General features: G+C 64.5%; 17 protein-coding genes and 1 tRNA gene. All 18 read right to left on the bottom strand.

Annotation, left to right across the window (positions count from 1 at the left end):
• Window positions 1-48: 48 nt before the first annotated feature.
• On the bottom strand, window positions 49-1,410 hold the full coding sequence (locus tag ACIPY2_RS09300; protein WP_400266082.1) for an ABC transporter substrate-binding protein: 1,362 nt from the start codon (window positions 1,408-1,410) through the stop codon (window positions 49-51).
• 220 nt (window positions 1,411-1,630) lie between these two features.
• A tRNA-Leu gene (locus ACIPY2_RS09295) sits at window positions 1,631-1,704 on the bottom strand.
• Window positions 1,705-1,725: 21 nt separating this feature from the next.
• A complete protein-coding gene (locus ACIPY2_RS09290) occupies window positions 1,726-2,646 on the bottom strand; it encodes an N-acetyltransferase (protein ID WP_400266081.1) in 921 nt (306 codons plus the stop codon).
• A gap of 105 nt (window positions 2,647-2,751) precedes the next feature.
• The gene (locus ACIPY2_RS09285) at window positions 2,752-4,206 is read right to left on the bottom strand and encodes an NAD(P)/FAD-dependent oxidoreductase (protein ID WP_400266080.1); all 1,455 of its coding nucleotides are present in this window, start codon (window positions 4,204-4,206) and stop codon (window positions 2,752-2,754) included.
• A 38-nt stretch (window positions 4,207-4,244) separates the two neighbouring features.
• Window positions 4,245-5,624 carry a S8 family serine peptidase gene (locus ACIPY2_RS09280; protein ID WP_400266079.1) on the bottom strand — a complete coding sequence of 460 codons (1,380 nt, stop codon included), beginning with the start codon at window positions 5,622-5,624 and terminating at the stop codon, window positions 4,245-4,247.
• Window positions 5,621-6,577, bottom strand: coding sequence for an exopolyphosphatase (locus ACIPY2_RS09275; protein WP_400266078.1), 957 nt, complete (start codon window positions 6,575-6,577; stop codon window positions 5,621-5,623). The genes ACIPY2_RS09280 and ACIPY2_RS09275 overlap by 4 nt, the downstream gene beginning before the upstream one ends.
• Entirely contained in the window at window positions 6,574-7,260 is a 687-nt protein-coding gene (locus ACIPY2_RS09270; protein WP_400266077.1) for a DUF501 domain-containing protein, read from the bottom strand. Before ACIPY2_RS09270 ends, ACIPY2_RS09275 begins: the two co-directional genes overlap by 4 nt.
• A gap of 70 nt (window positions 7,261-7,330) precedes the next feature.
• The gene (locus ACIPY2_RS09265) at window positions 7,331-8,110 is read right to left on the bottom strand and encodes a septum formation initiator family protein (RefSeq protein ID WP_400266076.1); all 780 of its coding nucleotides are present in this window, start codon (window positions 8,108-8,110) and stop codon (window positions 7,331-7,333) included.
• Window positions 8,111-8,280: 170 nt separating this feature from the next.
• Window positions 8,281-9,561 (bottom strand): phosphopyruvate hydratase, encoded by a 1,281-nt coding sequence (eno, locus tag ACIPY2_RS09260; protein ID WP_400266075.1) that lies wholly within the window; start codon window positions 9,559-9,561, stop codon window positions 8,281-8,283.
• A gap of 116 nt (window positions 9,562-9,677) precedes the next feature.
• Window positions 9,678-10,385 (bottom strand): MazG nucleotide pyrophosphohydrolase domain-containing protein, encoded by a 708-nt coding sequence (locus tag ACIPY2_RS09255; protein ID WP_400266074.1) that lies wholly within the window; start codon window positions 10,383-10,385, stop codon window positions 9,678-9,680.
• The gene (locus tag ACIPY2_RS09250) at window positions 10,363-11,505 is read right to left on the bottom strand and encodes an adenosine deaminase (RefSeq protein ID WP_400266073.1); all 1,143 of its coding nucleotides are present in this window, start codon (window positions 11,503-11,505) and stop codon (window positions 10,363-10,365) included. The genes ACIPY2_RS09255 and ACIPY2_RS09250 overlap by 23 nt, the downstream gene beginning before the upstream one ends.
• Window positions 11,506-11,546: 41 nt before the next feature.
• Window positions 11,547-12,233, bottom strand: a complete 687-nt coding sequence (locus tag ACIPY2_RS09245) for a DedA family protein (RefSeq protein WP_400266222.1) — start codon at window positions 12,231-12,233, stop codon at window positions 11,547-11,549.
• A gap of 193 nt (window positions 12,234-12,426) precedes the next feature.
• Window positions 12,427-13,095: a DedA family protein gene (locus ACIPY2_RS09240; protein ID WP_400266072.1), complete on the bottom strand. Its 669-nt coding sequence runs from the start codon at window positions 13,093-13,095 to the stop codon at window positions 12,427-12,429.
• An 11-nt stretch (window positions 13,096-13,106) separates the two neighbouring features.
• Window positions 13,107-14,417 (bottom strand): thymidine phosphorylase, encoded by a 1,311-nt coding sequence (locus tag ACIPY2_RS09235; RefSeq protein WP_400266071.1) that lies wholly within the window; start codon window positions 14,415-14,417, stop codon window positions 13,107-13,109.
• Window positions 14,414-14,818 carry a cytidine deaminase gene (locus tag ACIPY2_RS09230; protein WP_400266070.1) on the bottom strand — a complete coding sequence of 135 codons (405 nt, stop codon included), beginning with the start codon at window positions 14,816-14,818 and terminating at the stop codon, window positions 14,414-14,416. Before ACIPY2_RS09230 ends, ACIPY2_RS09235 begins: the two co-directional genes overlap by 4 nt.
• 3 nt (window positions 14,819-14,821) lie before the next feature.
• The gene (locus ACIPY2_RS09225; RefSeq protein WP_400266069.1) at window positions 14,822-16,111 is read right to left on the bottom strand and encodes an ABC transporter permease; all 1,290 of its coding nucleotides are present in this window, start codon (window positions 16,109-16,111) and stop codon (window positions 14,822-14,824) included.
• On the bottom strand, window positions 16,108-17,481 hold the full coding sequence (locus ACIPY2_RS09220) for an ABC transporter permease (RefSeq protein ID WP_400266068.1): 1,374 nt from the start codon (window positions 17,479-17,481) through the stop codon (window positions 16,108-16,110). The genes ACIPY2_RS09225 and ACIPY2_RS09220 overlap by 4 nt, the downstream gene beginning before the upstream one ends.
• A complete protein-coding gene (locus ACIPY2_RS09215) occupies window positions 17,468-18,991 on the bottom strand; it encodes an ABC transporter ATP-binding protein (protein ID WP_400266067.1) in 1,524 nt (507 codons plus the stop codon). Before ACIPY2_RS09215 ends, ACIPY2_RS09220 begins: the two co-directional genes overlap by 14 nt.
• Between the last annotated feature and the right edge of the window lie 61 nt (window positions 18,992-19,052).

The raw sequence follows: 19,052 nt of genomic DNA, 5'->3' as shown, positions 1-19,052 counted from the left end.
TTGGGAAGGGGACCCGTTTCTTTCTGGAGTTAGCGCAGAGTGGGCGGCTTAGAGCTTGCCGAACTCTTCACGGACGGGCTTGTAGGTGTTGTCGTCCTGGTACTCGTAGATACCGATGTAGGCCTCGGTGGGGTCACCGGCGTCGGAGAACGTGACCGGACCGGACTGGCCGTCGTAGTCGATGTCCTTGCCCTGACGGAGGAGCGTCACGCAAGCAGCGTAGCTGTTGCACTTCTCCCCGCCCTCAGAGACTTCCTTCAGCTTGGCTGCGATGTCCGTGCCCTTGGTGCTCTTGGCTGCCTCGGCTGCCAGGGCAATCAGGTTCACGGCGTCGTAGGACTCACCTGCGTAGCTGTAGTCCTTCAGGGCCGGGTCGATGGCCAGGAGCTTCTTCTTGAAGTCGTCCTTGGCGAAGGTGCCCGGGATGGTTCCCTGGGCGCCCTTCAGCGTGCCCGGCTGGAAGTCCTTGCTGTAGTCCGAGGTGTTGCCGTCCACCATGAACAACTGCGTGGGCTTGATGCCCTTGCCGGTGATCAGGGGAACGATGCTCTTGGCCTGGTCGAAGGTGATCAGTGCGATTGCGTCCGGCTTGGCGGCCAGGACCTTGTCCACCTGGCTGCTGAACTGGGAGTCACCCTCGTTGAACAGTTCCTCGGCAACAACCTTGCCACCGGCTGCTTCGAAGGCTTCCTTCACGTTCTTCTGGAGTCCGGTTCCGTAGGCGTCGTTCAATACGATCATGCCAACGGTCTGGGCGCCACAGGTAGCCATGTAGTTGCCGAGCACCTTGCCCTGCAGGACATCGGACGGTGCAGTACGCCAGTACAGGCCCTTGTCGTCCCACGTGGTGAAGTCAGGCGACGTGTTCGCAGGCGAGAACTGGATGACACCGGCACCGGTGATCTGGTTGATGACCGTCTTGGAAACACCCGAAGAAGCTGCGCCGATGATGGCGCTGACGCCCTGTCCGAGCAGTGCCGTGGTGGACTGTGTGGCGATGTCCGTCTTGGTGTCACCGGAGTCGCGGTGGATCACGGAGACAGGAGCACCCAGCACACCGCCGGCATCGTTGACTTCCTTGATGCCGAGGTTGACGCCGGCAATTTCGGGTGGGCCAAGGAACGCCAGCGACCCCGTTGTCGGCAGGAGCGATCCAATCTTCAGCGGCGTGGAAGTAGTGGTGGTCGAGGGAGGTACAGGGCCAGAGTTGGTGGCAGCCTGGCTGTTGCCGGCACCTGCCCCCGCGCTGGGAGCCGGGCAGGAAATGCCTGCCGAGGCCGCGGAACTGGAACCGGAGCCGGTCTGGCTCGGCGTAGAGGACCCACCACAGGCCGTGGCGAGAAGAGCGACCCCAATGCCAAGCGCTGTTAGCTTGGCGGCCCGGGGCGCCGCTTGGGAAAGATCAAACATTCGTTGTCTCCTCGATCGAAAGGTGCGAACTGCCTTTGATGCGATTACTCAGGTGTTCCTGATTAGGACTCAAACTAGTGCAATTGATCCGGGAACATAAGTGATTCAGGTCACATCCCTATAACACTCGTTGCCTGTGGGGAATCTACGAGCCTGCTGGGAAGATTCTCCGAGAAGAAAACGAAAAAAGGAAGGGGGGCAGACGCTCCCCTTCCTGCAGTGCCCCAGGTGGGACTCGAACCCACAACACGCGGATTTTAAGTCCGCTGCCTCTGCCAATTGGGCTACTGGGGCGCCCGGACCATGGTATCCCAGCTACAGGCGTTCGAACGGCGCTGCGTAGCGGAAGGTCCCGCGCACGTCGTCGGGCCAGCCGGGAAGTGCCAGCAACTGGAAGTGGTCACCCCACACGGCTTCCGGAGGCTGAACGCCGCGAGACGTGGCGGGAACGAACCCAAACCGCCGGTAATAGGCGGGGCTGCCCAGCAAGGCGATGCCTGGCTCGCCGGCGGCGGCGGCACGGACGGCCGTTTCCTTCATCAGGGCCGAACCTATCCCCCTACGCTGCAGCGTGGGAGCGACGCCGATGGGGCCGAGGCCAAGGAGAGGCAACTCCCCTACCCAGGCGCGCGTACTGATCACGTGGCCCACGATGTCCCCGCCGATCTCCGCCACGATGCTGAGCTCAGGCAGGTACTCTTCGCTGGCAAAGAGTTCCCGGAGCAGGCCGACCTCAATCGGGGTGCCCGCCACGGGTTGGCCAGTTACCGGAGAGACGGAAAAAGCCTGCGCCGTCAGCTCAAGGATTTCCGGCCGATCCTGGGGCTGTTCGCTGCGCAGCACGATGCCCTTGCCCAACAGTTTCAAAACACCCAGCGCGCGTTCCGCGTCACCGGCAGGCACCAGCAGATGGTCGTGGTGGAAACCGGCGAGGACGTTGCAGCTGATCCCGGCATGCGTCAGCGCCGCACTGACTGCGGCCGTCAAACCGACGGCTTCCAGGGCCGAGTGGATCTGCAGGGTAATCCATGCGGCCACGAAATCGTAGGCAAGACCCAGCCTGTCGGCCTCCTGCCGGCGCAGGACCACAGTCAATCCCTCCGCCTCGCGGACCGCGGCCTCCACATCGCCCTCCAAGGGGCGTCCGTGCGGCCACAGTGCATAAACGTACTCACCGTTCCGGACCACCGGATGCATGGACTCCAGAAGTGTTTCCAAATCGGTTTCGCCAGCCATGGCTACAGTCTAGGGGCCGGGCCGGGGCACCCTTCCGATATCACCCACCCTTAAACGCCGACGGCGGCCACTCCCCTGAGGGGAGCAGCCGCCGTCGGGCGTTTGCTACTTGGCGTCAGCCGTGACCGGAGTCTTGGACTCTTCGGCCTTGGCTTCAGCCGGGGCCGGTGCAGGAGCAGCGGCAGGCTTGGGGGCCGGGGTTGCTGCAGCCACGAACGCGCCGCGCGGGTTGTCCAGATCCATCAGCTGCGTGGTGTCGCGGCCGGCGAAGAAGGACAGGATCCAGCCGAAGATCACGCGGAACTTGCGCTCAACGGTGGGCATGGCCATGCCGTGGTAGCCGCGGTGTGCCAGCCAGGCCAGGCCGCCCTTGAGGCCGATGCGGCCGAGCAGGTTGATGTTGGCAACACCCTTCCACTCGCCAAAGCCGGCAACAGCACCAAGGTTCTTGTGCTTGTAGTCGTGCAGCGGCTTGTCCCAGCGGGATGCCCAGAGGTTCTTGGCGAGCTTCTTGGCCTGGCGAAGTGCGTGCTGTGCGTTCGGAACGCAGGTACCGTCCGGGAGGCCCTTGCCGGTCAGGTCCGGAACAGCGGCGATGTCGCCGGCGGCCCAGGCGTTCTCGATGATGCCTTCGTCGCCTGCGATGCGCAGGTCCGGGAGGACGCGGACGCGGCCACGCGGTTCCAGCGGGAAGTCGGTGGAGCGGATCATCGGGTTGGCCTGCACACCGGCAGCCCAGACCAGGGTGTCAGCCTCAACTTCGCCGGCGGACGTCTTGTCCGGGAGGTTGATGAGCTTGAGGTTGCCCTCGGCGCTGTCCAGGGAGGTGTTGAGCAGGACTTCGATGCCACGGCTGCGGAGGTGCTCAACGACCCATTCGGCCTGGGAGGCCGTGACCTCGGGCATGATGCGGCCCATGGCCTCGACCAGGATGAAGCGGACCTCTTCCTGGCGGATGCGCGGGTTGTTGCGGACTGCGGCGCGGGCGAGGTCTTCCATTTCGGTAAGGCACTCGATGCCCGCGAAGCCGCCGCCAACCACCACGAAGGTGAGGGCCTTGGCACGCTCTGCGGGGTCCGTCATGGTGGACGCGGCTTCGATGCGCTCGAGGAGCTTGTTGCGCAGGGCAACTGCTTCCTCGATGGTCTTCAGGCCGATGCCCTTGTCCGCGAGGCCCTTGATCGGGAAGGTGCGGGTGATGGCACCGGCAGCCATGACGACGTCGAAGTAGGGAATCTCGAACGGCTCGCCGCCGTCGGAGGGGGCAACCACGGCGGTGCGGTTCGCGTGGTCGATGCTGGTGACGCGGCCCTGGATGAGCTCAGTCTGCTTCAGGTGCTGGCGGTGCGAGACCACGGCGTGGCGTGCCTCGATGTTGCCACCGGCCACCTCGGGGAGGAACGGCTGGTAGGTCATGTAGGGCAGCGGATCGACGACGGTGACGATGCCACCGGCGTTCGCGATCTTCTTCTGCAGTTTGAGGGCTACGTACAGGCCGACGTAGCCGCCGCCGACGACGAGAACCCGGGGACGGTCAATGAGCTCTGGGGTGGTTGCCATGCCTCCAGAGTACAGTACTTTGTGAAAATCTTCACTAACTACGTTCTGTTCGGCGGATCGACCGCCTCCATGACCCCTGTATCTGCTTCCTCGGGCGTGGCAGGCGGGTTCTTGTAAGCCCTGCGCAACTGGAACGCGGCACCCGCGACAATAGCGACAAACAGGGCTCCAAAACCAAGCACGACGACGGCAGGCAGGGCGTTGTCGACATTTGCCGGCGTCTTGGCAACGGGAACCGTTGGATCGGCCAAGGTGGGCGGTGCGCTGGTAGGGCTGGCCACCGGAGCTTGCGACGGCACACTCAAATCACCGCGGCGGTGGACCCTGATCCAGTCCGCGATCGATCCAAGGGGGTTGGTGCTGGTGGTGGGGACGTCGCCCTTGAGCGCAGCCTCGGCATCAAGGATGCCGTAGCCGTAGATCGGATCCTTGCCCGGCGCCCCGGCGTCCTTGGCAGTGCTGACGATCCTGTTGATGACCTGCTTGGCGCTCATGTCCGGCCACTTTGAGCGGATCAAGGCGGCAACGCCGGAAACGATGGGCGCGGCCCCGGAGGTTCCAGCCCATTCGGCGTAGCCGCCACCCGGGATGCCGCCCACCAGATCCTCGGCAGGGGCTGCAACGCCAATACTGATGCCCTGGGAGGAGGAATCGATGCTGGCGTTTCCCTGCCCGTCGAGCCCGGCTACCGTCAAGACGCCGGGGATGGTCGCCGGCGCTCCGACCTGAATGTTTCCGCCCACGCGGTTTCCCGCAGCGGCAACAATCACCACATCCTTCTGCTCGGCATACAGGAAGGCCGCGTCCCAACTCTGTGGCCAATCCGGGGAGGTGCTGCCGAGGGAAATGTTGATGACTTTTGCCCCATTGTCCACCGCCCATCGCACGGCGGTGGGGATCTGTTCCTGGTCTGTCTTCCCTCCCGGGTTGGGTGAACCCAGCCACGTGGAAACGGAAATGATTTCCGATTCGGGGGCTACACCCACCATTCCTTCCGGCCCCCCGGCCGGCGGAGTGGTAGGCGCTGCCGATGGTGACGCTGAGGGAGCGGGAGGCGGCGCGCTGTGACCGCGCCCGGCCAGCATGGTCGCCACCAGCGTGCCGTGTTCCGGCTTTGCGCCGATGCTCTTCTGGCCGTTGGCCGCTCCCGCGCCGGAAGCGTCTGCACCACCGGTGACAACACCCTTCAGGTCGGGGTGGTTGCCGTCAATCCCGCTGTCGATGACAGCCACTTTGACGCCCGCACCTTTGGAGACCTGCCAGGCGTTGGTGATTCCCGAGTCCTTGAGCCAGTGCTCCTTGTCCCGCCAGGAGTCAGCCAGCGCCGCAGGAGCGCCCACGAGCGATCCGGCCAGCGCTCCCCCGGCCAGGAAGGCAGCCAAGCAGGCGGAGAGGACACGGCGGCGCAGCGAAGTCATACGGAATCCCGAATGCTCAGGGCAATGCCGTCCAGGATGTCGTGCTCACTGGAAATCGCTGCGTTGATCCGTCCGTTGCTGAGTTGGCCAAGCCGCCAAAGGATCCGGCGCCACACCAGGGCCCCGGCGCCGATCACATCCACCCGCCCCGGGTGCATGTAGGGCAAGGCCGCCCGTTCGGAGCGGCTCATTTCGAGCAGGTTGGTAGCCGCGTCACTGATGGTCGCTGCATCAAGGCGGGCGCCGTGAATCCGGTTCGGCTGGTACTCGCTGAGCCCTAAGGCGTGTGCCGTGATGGTGGTGATGGATCCTGCCACCCCAACCACGGCGGTGGCGCGGTGGAGGGGTACCACCTGGGCCGCGAGGTCGATGGCGGCATCGACGTCGGCCTCCGCGGCCGTGATTTGTGCCGCCGTGGGTGGATCGCCCTTGAGGTGCCGTTCGGTCAGCCGCACGCATCCGATGTCCACCGAACGCGCGGCGATGACCCCTGCGGAGCCGCCGAGGACGAACTCGGTGCTGCCGCCGCCAAGGTCCACGACGAGGACCGCGTCGTCGCCCCGGACGGGAAGGACGCTGCTGGCCCCCGCAAACGAGAGTGCGGCTTCTTCGTCGCCGGTTATGACTTCCGGCTCCACACCCAGGATTTCCCGGATTCCATCCACGAACACCTGCCGGTTGCGGGCGTCGCGGGTAGCCGATGTTGCCACGAACCGGACGGCTCCGGCTCCGTGCCGGCCAATGAGGTCCGCATAATCCTTGGCAGCCGCGAAGGTTCGCTCCAAGGCCTCCGGCGCAAGCTCACCCGTGGCGTCCACGCCCTGGCCCAGCCGCACCACGCGCATCTCGCGTACGACATCGGTGAGCGGCCCCTTCGAACCGTCCTCCGCGGCGTCGGCAATCAGGAGGCGGATCGAGTTGGTTCCACAGTCAATGGCGGCCACGCGGCTCATGTGCGTTCTTCCGTTGCTTCGGCTGAATCTTCGGTCTTCGACTTCCGGACGGGCGCAGGCCGCCCAACGATCTCCGGCAAACCCTGCGGTCCGTGGCGGCTAAGGTCCCTGGAGGGGGCCTCGCCCGCGGTGTCCCAGGCACCATCGCAGTAGCAGCGGTCCTTGGTCCACCATTCGGCGATGGCCTCGATGGCCTCGTCGCCGAGGGGATTCACACCCGGCCCTGAGGCCAGGGATTGCCCCACCAAGACGTGCAAGCACTTGACGCGGGTGGGCATTCCGCCGGCGGAGACCCCGGCGATTTCGGGTACTTCACCGGTACCCGACCGTTCGGCGATCTCGTTCCTGGCCTGGAGGTAGGACTCGTGCGCGTGCTGATAGGCGCCGGCGAGGTCCTGGTCCGCAACAAGGCGATCGTTCATGGTGTTCATGAGTCCGCCCGCTTCAAGCCTGGAAACAGCCGAGGTAATGACGGGGTGGGTGAGATAGAACGTGGTCGGGAACGGAGTTCCGTTGCTCAGCCTTGGCGCGGTGGCCGCCACGAGTGGGTTGCCGCAGATACAACGCGCCGGAATCTCCACCACGTCGCGCACCGGGCGGCCCAGCTGGCGGCTCAGGACGTCAAGGTCGTGTGCTGATGGCTGGCGGGATTGCTGCGGCACTGCTGCCGTGTTCTCTTCCACTTGCGCTGCCAACCTTCCTGCCCCTTTTTGTCGTTTCCCGTCCAGGGCACGACGGCGGCGGGCACCGCGTCTAGTCTGTTGCCGATCGTTTGATGGACTCCCAGAGCGCATCCACCCAGGGCAGGTTTGCCGGGTTTTCGGATGTGCCGGAGCCGGTGCGGCCCCCAGGGGTTCCGGCGGCTTCATCCCCGCCAAAAACCCAGTAACCCGTTTCACCCGGCATAACCATGTTAATGCGGTCGCGGGCCTGCTGCTTCACGTAGTTGGGGTCCTGCCACCGGGACAGCTGTTTGTTGAGGTCCGCCTGCTCGGCCTGCTTGCTGGAGATCTCTGCCTCGAGGGCAGAGATCTCGGACCGCTTTTCCAAGAAGATCCTGACGGTTGGAGCCAGCATGATGGTGATGGCAATCATGACGACGGCCAATGCCAGCACCCGGCCCGAGAATGCCTTCGCGGGAACGGGATCATTCTCCGGGGTTTCCTCGCGGACGGCCCCAGCGGGCTTGGCTTTGCCGGAGTCCGCTGCCTTCATTTTGTCGGACTTGCCAAGTGTGGCGGCCTGTCCCGGTTTCGATGCCTTGCCTGGAGTGCTTGCCGCACCGGCAGTGGACTTAGGCCGGACGGGAACCCGGGGGGCGCCTGGCCGACGCTCGGCCGCACCCGAGGCCGATGGGGGCGCCGTCTTGGTGGCTGGACGGCCCGAAGCTGCCGCTGTCCGCTCCGATCCTTGACCGGCGTCGTTGTTCCCGGCGCCTTGATGGCCTGCGGACAGCTGGCCGGCTGACTTGGCCGGACCGGACGGGCGGCCAAGTGCGTCCGCCCTGGGTACCTTTGGTCGACGGGTGGCCATGACACTCCTGTAATGCCCGGTGCTTGCCTGGCGGGTTGCTGCGCTTGCCCTGCGCCTAACGTACGTGACAAAAGTCCTGCGGCGCCCGCGGTTGGGCGGGCGCGTGTTAAACAGAACCGGTGGCTATGGTCTTTCCACCATAGCCACCGGTCAGCTGTTTTCGCTGAAGGCTAGCCCTTGAAACGCGGGAACGCGCTGCGGCCGGCGTAGCGTGCGGCGTCGTCGAGTTCCTCTTCGATGCGCAGGAGCTGGTTGTACTTGGCAACGCGCTCGGAGCGGGCCGGGGCACCGGTCTTGATCTGGCCCGCGTTGGTGGCAACGGCGATGTCAGCAATGGTGGTGTCCTCGGTTTCGCCGGAGCGGTGCGAGGTGATGGTGGTGTAACCGGAACGCTGGGCCAGGGAAACGGCATCCAGGGTCTCGGTGAGGGAACCGATCTGGTTCACCTTGACCAGCAGGGAGTTGGCCGTGGCGGCGTCGATGCCCTGCTGCAGGCGGACCGGGTTGGTGACGAAGAGGTCGTCGCCCACCAGCTGGACCTTGTCGCCGATCGTGTCGGTGAGGGTCTTCCAGCCTTCCCAGTCGTTCTCGTCCAGCGGGTCCTCGATGGAAACCAGCGGGTAGTCGGCAACCAGACCGGCGTAGTAGGCGCTCATCTCGGTGGCGGAAAGTGCCTTGCCTTCGAACTGGTAAGCGCCGTCCTTATAGAACTCGGAGGAAGCAACGTCCAGTGCCAAGGCGATGTCAGTGCCCGGGGTGTAGCCGGCGTTCTTGATGGCTTCGGTAATCAGATCCAGTGCTGCACGGTTGGACGGCAGGTTCGGAGCGAAGCCACCTTCGTCGCCGAGGCCCGTGGAGAGGCCCTTCTCCTGGAGGACGGCCTTGAGGTTGTGGTAGACCTCGACGCCCCAGCGCAGGCCCTCGGAGAAGGTCTCGGCGCCGATCGGGGCGATCATGAATTCCTGGATGTCGACGTCGGAGTCGGCGTGGGAGCCACCGTTGAGGATGTTCATCAGCGGAACCGGCAGGACGTGGGCGTTGGGTCCACCGAGGTACTTGTAGAGCGGCAGGTCGGCCGAGGCAGCGGCGGCGTTGGCCACGGCCAGGGAGACACCCAGGATGGCGTTGGCGCCCAGCTTGCCCTTGTTCGGGGTGCCGTCGAGGTCGATCATGGCCTGGTCGATGCTGCGCTGGTCAGTGGCGTCGAAGCCAATGAGTGCCGGGGAGATCTCGTCGATGACGGCGTCGACGGCCTTCTGGACACCCTTGCCGAGGTAACGGCCCTTGTCGCCGTCGCGGAGTTCGACAGCTTCGTGCTCGCCGGTGGAAGCACCGGAGGGAACTGCTGCGCGGCCGATCTGGCCGTCGGAGAGCAGGACCTCAACTTCTACGGTCGGGTTTCCGCGGGAATCAAGGATCTCGCGTGCGTGGATGGCATCGATAAGCGCCATGGATGTGCTCCTTATGGGCAAATTACAGGAATGAGGAGGGAAATTCTCAACGTCCTCGTCGCTACTAGCGTAGTCCAGAGTGGCTCACGTTACGGAACGAATTCCAAGCTTTCACGTCATGTAGGCCGGCTTTGGCCGCCCTGGAACGTCCGCACGGCCTTGCGCAGGGCCCGCTCGGCGTCGAGCCCCCGCTCGCGGGCACCGGCCACGATCGCCAGCAACAGCTCCCCCAGCTCGTCTTCGGAGCCTGGAACCGCGGAAAGCCCGACGGCGGCAGCCGGGCTGACGCCGTCGGCATCGAGTCCGGCGCGGGCAGCCCGGTCGAGGGACTTCTGCGCCGCCGCCAGCGCCGGGAGGTGCGGCGGAATACCTTCGAAGGGATCCCTGCGTTCGGGTTTCTCGGCACGCTTGGCTGCATCCCACTTGATGATGATTTCCTCGACACTCGCCGGGAAACTCTCCTGCAGGGAGCCATCGGCCTTGAAGACGTGCCCGTTCCGCCGGATCATCTTGGCGTTGATCCCGCGGGCCACGGCGTCGAAGTCGAAGCTGCCGCGCTCCTCGGCGAGCCGGGCATGCAGTACCACCTGAAGCAGCACATCGCCCAGCTCGCCGCGGAGCTCGTCATCGAAGGAGGGAGCGTCTCCGCCCCGGCCGGCTTCGATCGAATCCACCACTTCATAGGCTTCTTCGATCAGGTACTCAACCAGCGACTCATGCGTAAGCGCGCCCATCCACGGGCAATGCTCACGGAGCGCTGCGATTGTTCCGATCAGCTGGCCGATGCCGTCCGCCGGCTTGCTAGCCGAGGTTGGCGTAGGCATCGTTGATGTACTCAACCAAGGCCTCGCGCTCGTCCAACGGCAGGAAGGCTGCCTCGGCGGCGTTCAGCGTCAGCTCAAGCAAATCATCGAGATCGTAGTCGAAGGCCTCCACGAGGAGCTCAAATTCGTCCGTGAGGGTGACGCCGCTCATCAGCCGGTTGTCCGTGTTGATGGTGACGTTGAACCCAAGCTGGAACAGCATGTCCAAGGGGTGGCTCTCGATCCCCTCGCCGAAGTTCGCGATAGCACCGGTCTGCAGGTTGGAGGACGGGCAGATTTCCAAGGCGATGCCACGGTCCCTCACCCAACCGGCCACGTTGCCCAAGGTCACCAACCCGACGGTGCCTTCGCCGTCGTCGTCGGCGTTTTCCTCAAACTCAACGGTGATGTCTTCGGCGATCCGTACGCCGTGGCCCAGGCGGAGCGCGCGTCCGTCCACGAGCGCCGACTGGATGCTGTCCAGACCGGCGGCCTCACCTGCGTGAACCGTGGCCGGGAAGTGGTGTTCGGCCAGGTAGGTGAACGCGTCCTTGAAACGGGAGGGCAGGAAACCGTCTTCGGCTCCTGCGATGTCGAAGCCGACTGCGCCCCTGGTCCGGTGCCGGACGGCGAGTTCGGCGATTTCCTGGCCGCGGTCCGCGTGGCGCATGGCGGTAATGAGCTGGCCAACCTGGATCTGCTGGCCGCGTTCGTCAGCGGCGGCAACGCCGGCCTCGAGCCCTGCCTGGACGGCTTCCACTACCTCATCCAGGGTGAGGCCCTTCTGCAGGTGCTGCTCGGGAGCCCAGCGGACTTCGCCGTAGACCACACCGTCCTCGGCGAGGTCTTCGACGAACTCCTTGGCAACGCGGAAGAGGCCTTCCTTGGTCTGCATGACGGCAATGGTGTGGTCGAAGGTTTCAAGGTAGCGGACCAGCGAACCGGAGTCTGCGGACTCCCGGAACCATTCACCCAAGGCCACCGGGTCAGTGGAAGGAAGGGTGTGGCCGACGGCCTCGGCCAGCTCAATGATGGTTGCGGGCCGCAGTCCTCCGTCCAGATGGTCGTGGAGGGAAACCTTGGGCAGGCTCTTCAGGTCGAAGTCGAGGGCAGGGGCGGCGTCAACAATTGGCTCAGTCACAGACTAAGACTAATCCCCCACCGCGCCCGGACGTTGGTCTGTCAGCCGGCCGGCTTGGAGAGGTCGGCACGGGCAACGCCAGTGTGTCCCGCCTCAGGTGCCACAGGTACGTCCGCGCCGGATTCCGCGGCGCGGGCAGCGTCCTTACGTTCGAGGTGCTTGTGCCACCACCGCAACACATGGTCCACGACGATGCCAAGGACCACGGCAAAGGCGATGGCAATGCCGACACCAAGAAGCGGGTTGTGGTGGACCCATTGACCGGCAAGGAGCCCGATGCCGATCGAGTACCCAACCCAGGTGAGGCAGGCAAATGCGTCCAGGAAAAAGAAATTGCGGTGCGGATAACCGGTTTGGCCGGCCACGTAGTTCACTGCCACGCGGCCCCAGGGAATGTAGCGGGCCGTGAAAATCAGGACGGCGCCGCGCTTGTCCAGCTCATATTGCGCCCAGGCGAACATCTTCTGCACCTTGGGCCTGCGCATCCACTTCCACCGGGTCAAGCCGATTTTGCGGCCAAGCATGTAGGCCATGTTGTCGCCGGCCATCGCACCAACGAGTGCCGTGCCGCCCAGGATCCACAGGTTGGGCTCTCCGCTGTGAAGGGACAGCGCCGAAAGCCCCACAATCGCTGTTTCGCTGGGAAGGATGGTGGCAAATCCGTCGATGAAGAAGAACACCAGGAGTACCGGGTAAATCCAGGGCTGCCCGGCTGCATGCTCGAGCATATGGTTCAAAAACTCCACGCGGGGGTAGCTCCTAGATGAATATGACTTGACACTGTGACGGAAGTCGCTCTTAGTGTCCCATGGCCGGGACGTCGTTCGCTACGCCCCAGCCTCGGGATCACACAATTAACGCTATCGGGGACGTACTGGTTCCATCGTCAACCGGCGGGCTGATCTTGCCCCGCCTGTGCCCTCATACCGTGGGTGGAGCCTGGGTGCCTTCTCCCGTTGAGTTCTCCGCCTCCGGGATGTTTTTGCCGTCCAGGGGAACCGAACCGCGGACCTTGCTGATGATCCGGTCAATGATGATGCCGAGGATGACAGCCACCACAATGGCGATGACGGCGCCAAGCAGGTGGTTGTGCTCGAACCACACACCGAAGAAGAACCCGAGCACCACGGAATAGCTGGCCCACAGGAGGGCAGACAACCCAGTCAAGGCCACAAACCGGCGGTGGTTGAAGTGGGTTGCACCGGCCGTGAGGTTGACTGCCACGCGGCCAATGGGAATAAAGCGGGCCACCATGATCAGTGAGGCGGCCCGCCGTCGGAGTTCCTTGCCGGCCCACCGAAAGGCGCCCTGCATCCGCTGGGCACGCATCCATCTCCACCGTTGAATACCGATGCGGCGGCCAATCAAATACGCGATGTTGTCGCCGGAAAACGCGCCGAGTGCCGCCACCAGGCCCAGCAGCCAGACGTTGGGCACGCCGCTGCTGCCGGACACGGCACCAAGACCCACCACCACCGATTCGCTGGGAATGGGCGGGAAGAAACCGTCGATCAGGCAACAGGCCAACACAAGGAAAAGCACCCACGGCTGACCGGCCGCGGCGAGGATGAAATCGTTGATGGCCTGCACGGGATATAAGCCTAGGCGATCCTGTCGATGATGAGTTTCCTGGCCGGTCGGGAGCCTTCGGGGGCAATCACCACGGCATCCCTGAGTGCTTCCTTGGCGCGGTCGAACTTCTCCGGCGTATCCGTCAGAAGGGTCATCAGGGGCTCGCCGGCACGGACCAGGGCACCCGGCTTGGCATGCAGTCGGACACCTGCCGCGGCCTGGACCTGATCCTCCTTGCGGGCCCTGCCGGCCCCGAGGCGCCAGGCGGCGACGCCTACAGACAATGCGTCGAGTTCGACCAGGACGCCGTCCGCCGGGGCATAAATCACCTCGGACTCCTTGGCCACCGGCAACGCCGCACGGGGATCGCCGCCCTGGGCCTCGATCATCCGGTTCCAGACATCCATTGCGCGGCCGTCCCTAAGCGCGGCCGCCGGATCGGCGTCGTGGATACCGGCACCTGACAGCATCTCCTCCGCCAGCCGGACGGTCAGCTCGACGACGTCTTCCGGACCGCCGCCCGCGAGCACCTCCACCGACTCTTCTACCTCGATGGCATTTCCTGCTGTCAACCCCAAGGGCGTGGACATATCGGTCATGAGGGCAACGGTGTGGACCCCCGCGTCCTTGCCGAGTGCCACCATGGTCTCGGCAAGCTCCCGGGCCTTGGCCTCATCCTTCATGAAGGCCCCGGAACCCACCTTGACGTCCAGGACCAGGGATCCGGTGCCTTCGGCGATCTTCTTGCTCATGATGGAGGAGGCAATCAGCGGAATGGCTTCTACCGTGCCCGTAACGTCGCGGAGGGCATAGAGCTTCTTGTCCGCCGGAGCCAGCCCGGAGCCTGCTGCGCAGATGACCGCGCCGACGTCCTGGAGCTGGGCCATGATCTCCTGGTTGCTGAGGTTGGCCCGCCAGCCAGGGATCGCCTCCAGCTTGTCGAGCGTGCCCCCGGTGTGGCCCAAGCCGCGGCCCGAAAGCTGCGGAACTGCCACACCGAAGACCGCCACCAGCGGTGCCAGCGGCAGGGTGATCTTGTCCCCGACCCCACCGGTGGAGTGCTTGTCGCTGGTAGCCTTCCGGCCGCCGTCGGGCGTTGTGAGCGACGAGAAGTCCATCCGCTCCCCCGAGGCGATCATCGCCGACGTCCAGCGCGAAATCTCCACGCGGTCCATGCCGTTGAGCAGGATGGCCATGTTGAGGGCCGCCATCTGTTCCTCGGCGATGACGCCCCGGGTGTATGCGTCGATGGTCCAGTCGATCTGCTCCGGGGTCAGCGTGCCCTTATCGCGTTTGATGGTGATGATCTGGACGGCGTCGAAGGCTTCGGTGCTGGTCAAGGGGTCTCCTCCAGATGTTCCGGACCGAAGGCGTCAGGAAGCACCTGGTCCATGGTTTTGATGCCTTGGGTGGTCATCAGCTGCATCCCGGGTGCCCGGAATTCGTAAAGCAGCTGGCGGCAGCGTCCGCACGGCATCAGGACATTGCCTTGGCCGTCCACGCAATAGAACGCCGCTAGCCTGCCGCCGCCGCTCATGTGGAGCTGCCCCACCAGCGCGCACTCGGCGCACAGGGTCAGGCCATAGCTGGCGTTCTCCACGTTGCAGCCGCTGATGATCCGGCCGTCCTCGGTGAGGGCCGCAGCCCCCACCGGGAACTTGGAATACGGTGCGTAGGCCTTTGCCATGGCCTCCTTGGCCGCGGCTTCCAGGGCTTGCCAGTCGGTATCGGTGGCAGCCACGCGTCAACCCTTCACGTACGGTATGCCGCTGGCCGCCGGTGGCCTCGACCTGCCCACCAAACCGGCGACGGCGAAAATGGTCACCAGGTACGGGAGCATGGCCATGAACTGGCTGGGCACCGGAGTTCCGATGATGCCAAGGATCGACTGCAGGTTGTAGGCGAAGCCGAACAGCAGCGAGGCCAAGAACGCACCAATGGGATTCCATCGGCCGAAGATCAGCGCCGCCAGGGCAATGAAGCCGCGGCCCCCGGAGATCTCCTTGGTGAAGGAGTCAATGGTCACCAGCGTGAAGACCGCCCCGCCAATGCCGGCAATGGCGCCGCCAAGGGTGACGTTCCAGAAGCGGGTTGCGTTGACGTTGATGCCCAATGTGTCCGCCGCTTGGGGGTGCTCGCCGACAGCACGGACCCTTAGTCCCCACCGGGTCTTGAACAGGCCGAACCACACCACGGCCACCGCGATGTACATGAGGTAGCCGGCGATCGACTGTTCAAAAAGGATCGGACCGATGATGGGGATATCGGAGAGCAACGGGATGGGGAGGATGTCCAAGCGGCCGGGAGTGTTGAACTGGTCCTTGTTCGGAGCCATGACGGTGCCGAACAGGAAGCCCGTGAGCCCCGAGACCAGGACGTTCAACACCACACCGACGATGATCTGGTTGACGAGGTACTTGATGCTGAAGACTGCCAGCACCATGGAGACGACGGCGCCTGCAGCGGCCGCCGCGATCAGGCCGATATAGGGGCTTCCGGTCACCGTCGCAACGAGCGCCGCCGTGAAGGCGCCGCCCAGCAACTGGCCCTCGATGGCGATGTTGACCACGCCCACCCGCTCACACAGCACCCCGGAAAGCGATCCAAAGACCAGCGGTACGGCAAGGGTGACTGAACCGGCCACCAAGCCGGCGAGGGAAATGGACGGCTGGCGTGCTCCGGCCACGATCCAGACGAGCAACGCAAAGACAAACACCACGGAGAAGGCGATGGGCAACCACTTGGGCGAGCGTTCTCCGCGGGTCCACAGGTAGATCGAGTAGGCCGCCATGGCCAGCAGCAGGATGGCGAGCACTATGCCGCCAACCTGGCCCGGGATCATGAGCGCCGGGACCTGGAACGTATCGCCCGGATCGCTGATCTTCATCTCGGCAGTCTGGCCGGGACCGAGCAGCCCGAAGAAGACCAGGGCCACGAGGGCCAGCACGCCGAGGGACACGGGGACTTTCAACGAGGGCCGTGCGCCCGGCAATGCCGTTGCTCCAGCCCGGGGAGCTGTTGTAGTTGCGCTCACTTGGCACCTCCGGTGGCGTTGGCAACTGCGGCTTTGGGGGCCGCTTTTTTCTTGTTCTTCTTTTTGCCTTCCAGCCGGAAGATGGACCGGATCAGGGGCGGCGCCGCGATGAAGAGGACGATCAGCGACTGGACCACCAGGACGATGTCGATAGGGGTTCCCGTCTGGATCTGCATCTGCACCGCCCCCGCACGGAATGCGCCGAACAACAGGCCTGCGAAGAAGGTACCCCACGGGGTACTCCGGCCCAGCAGTGCCACCGTGATGGAGTCGAAGCCGATCTGGGCGGCGACGCCACCGGTGAGGACTTTCTCGGTTCCGGCCACCTGGGCCACACCGCCGAAGGCCGCAAGGGCACCAGCGAACGCCATCACCAGGATGGTGGCGCGGGGAACTTTGACGCCGGCGGTTCGTGCCGCTGCGGGGTTGGCACCAACAGCCCGGAACTCGAATCCAATGGTGGACCGGTTGAGCATCCACCAAACACCGTAAGTCAGGGCCACTGCGACGAGGAAGCCCAAATGGAGCCGTGAGCCCGGGATCAGCACCGGATACGTTGCCGAGTCATCCAGGCGCGGCGAGATGGGGCTGTTATCGCCGGGGCGGCGGAATGCCGAGGTATTCAGCAGGAAGTCCAAGAGGAACAGCGCCACGTAGTTGAGCATGATGGTCACAATCACCTCATGCGCACCCGTCCTCGCTTTAAGGACCCCCACGATTCCGCCCCAGACGGCGCCCCCGAGCACGCCCATGACCACTACGAGCAGCAGGTGCAGTCCAACGGGGAGGTGCCAGGTGAACCCGACGTAGGCCGCCAACGTGGCACTGATGATGATCTGGCCTTGGGCACCAATGTTGAACAACCCAGCCCGGAACGCCAAGGCAACGCCCAGGCCGGCGCAAATCAGCGGGGTGGCAACGGTCATCGTCTCCAGGAGCGGCATGAAGCCCTGCCTCGGGTTGAAGACGGCACCTTGGAAAAGCGCCACGTAGCTTTTGGTCATGGCGTCCCACAGTGCGGAGAGGAAGTCCGTGGGCCGGGCGAAGAAGTAACCTGCGGACTTGGCGACGCGGGCATCCGTGCTGGCAATCAGGAGGCCGCCCAGGATCAGCGCCACGATGACGGCAAGGACGGACACAAAGCCGCTGCCCATGACGATCCTGCGGAACAGGCTTCCCTCGTGGTGTCCTGTGTCGCCGCTTTGCGAGGAGACGGGGACTATCGACGGTTCCAGGGTGCCGCCCGCTGTATCCAGCGCTACGTCCGCGGCCTGCACGTCAGCGGTGGATTCCTGCGGCGCAATGTGGGATTCCTGCGGCGCAGTGTGCTTGCCGGCCTGGTCGCTGCTGGTCTGGTCATTCGTTGTCATCGGAGCCCCCTTCCGGGCTGACGCCGGCCATCATGAGGCCGAGGGTGTCGCGGGGAGTCCCAGCGGGAACGATGCCCACGAGCTTGCCCTTGTAAAGCACGGCGATGCGGTCCGCCAGTTCCATCACTTCGTCCAGTTCCGTGGAGACGATCATCACCGGAGTTCCCACGTCGCGCTCGGCAACGATGCGTTTGTGCAGGAATTCGATGGAGCCGACGTCCACGCCACGGGTGGGCTGGCTGGCGATGAACAGCCGCAAGGGCCTGGACAGCTCGCGCGCCATAACGACTTTTTGCTGGTTGCCGCCGGAGAGCGTTCCCGCTGCTGCGCCCGCCGAAGGAGTGCGGATATCGAACTCCTCGATCTTGGCCTTGGCGTTGTCTGCCACCTTGGCGGGCTTCATGCTGACTCCACTGGCGAAGGGTGCCTGGTCATAAAGGTCCAGCACAAGGTTCTCAGCCACTGAGAACGGTCCCACCAGGCCGTCGACGGTACGGTCTTCCGGGACGAAGCCAACGCCGGAGCGCAATACTTCTTTCACCGGCAGCCCAAGGAGTTGCTTTCCGTCCAGTGTGACGGAGCCCGTGACGTGCTCCTGGACCCCGAGGATCGCTTCCGTGAGTTCCGTTTGGCCGTTGCCCTGGACGCCGGCGACGGCGAGGATCTCGCCTTGGGCAATGTCGAAGCTGATTCCATCCACCACGTTGGTGCCGTTGGGGGCCCGGACCGTCAGGTTCTCCACCACGAAGGTGGTTTCCTTCGGCTGGGCTGCTGCCTTGTTCAGGCTCAGGCTGACGGGCCGGCCGACCATCATCGAAGCAAGTTCCGTCGCGGACGCCGACGGAGGAGCATCGCCCACCACTTTGCCGCGGCGGACCACGGTGATGACGTCCGAGACCGCTTTCACTTCACGTAGCTTGTGGGAGATAAATACGATGGACGTGCCGCTGGCTTTGAGCTGGCGCATGATGTCAAGGAGCTCATCGGTTTCCTGGGGCGTCAGCACGGCCGTGGGCTCGTCCAGGATGAGCACCTTGGCTTCGCGGACAAGTGCCTTGATGATCTCGACCCGCTGCTGGACGCCCACGGGAAGGTCTTCCACCAAGGCGTCCGGGTCCACGTCGAAGCCGTATTTATCGGAGATTTCCTGGATCCTCTTGCGGGTTTCGTCCATGCTGAGGACGCCGCCGAAGGAGGTCGGCTCGGCGCCCAGGGCCACGTTTTCAGCGACCGTAAAGACAGGCACCAGCATGAAGTGCTGGTGCACCATGCCAATGCCCGCTGCCATGGCGTCGCCCGGGCCACGGAAGTTCACAGGCCGGTCGTCCACCAGGATTTGGCCGGCTGTGGGCTCGTACAGCCCGTACAGCACATTCATGAGGGTTGATTTGCCGGCGCCATTCTCACCGAGGAGGCAATGGATCTGGCCGGATTCGACCACGAGGTCGATGTCTTGGTTGGCGTAGAAGCTCCCGAATGCCTTCGAGATCCCCTTTAATTCGAGTTTCACAACTCCCACCGTTCTTTGAGTCCGAGGGACGGCTGCAGTGCTCACTACCTATGGCAGCAGC

The sequence above is a fragment of the Paenarthrobacter sp. NPDC089675 genome, from assembly GCF_044749185.1.
GTDB lineage: Bacteria > Actinomycetota > Actinomycetes > Actinomycetales > Micrococcaceae > Arthrobacter.
The sequence above is the reverse complement of the archived record's forward strand: the minus strand, read 5'-3'. Positions and strand labels throughout refer to the sequence as shown.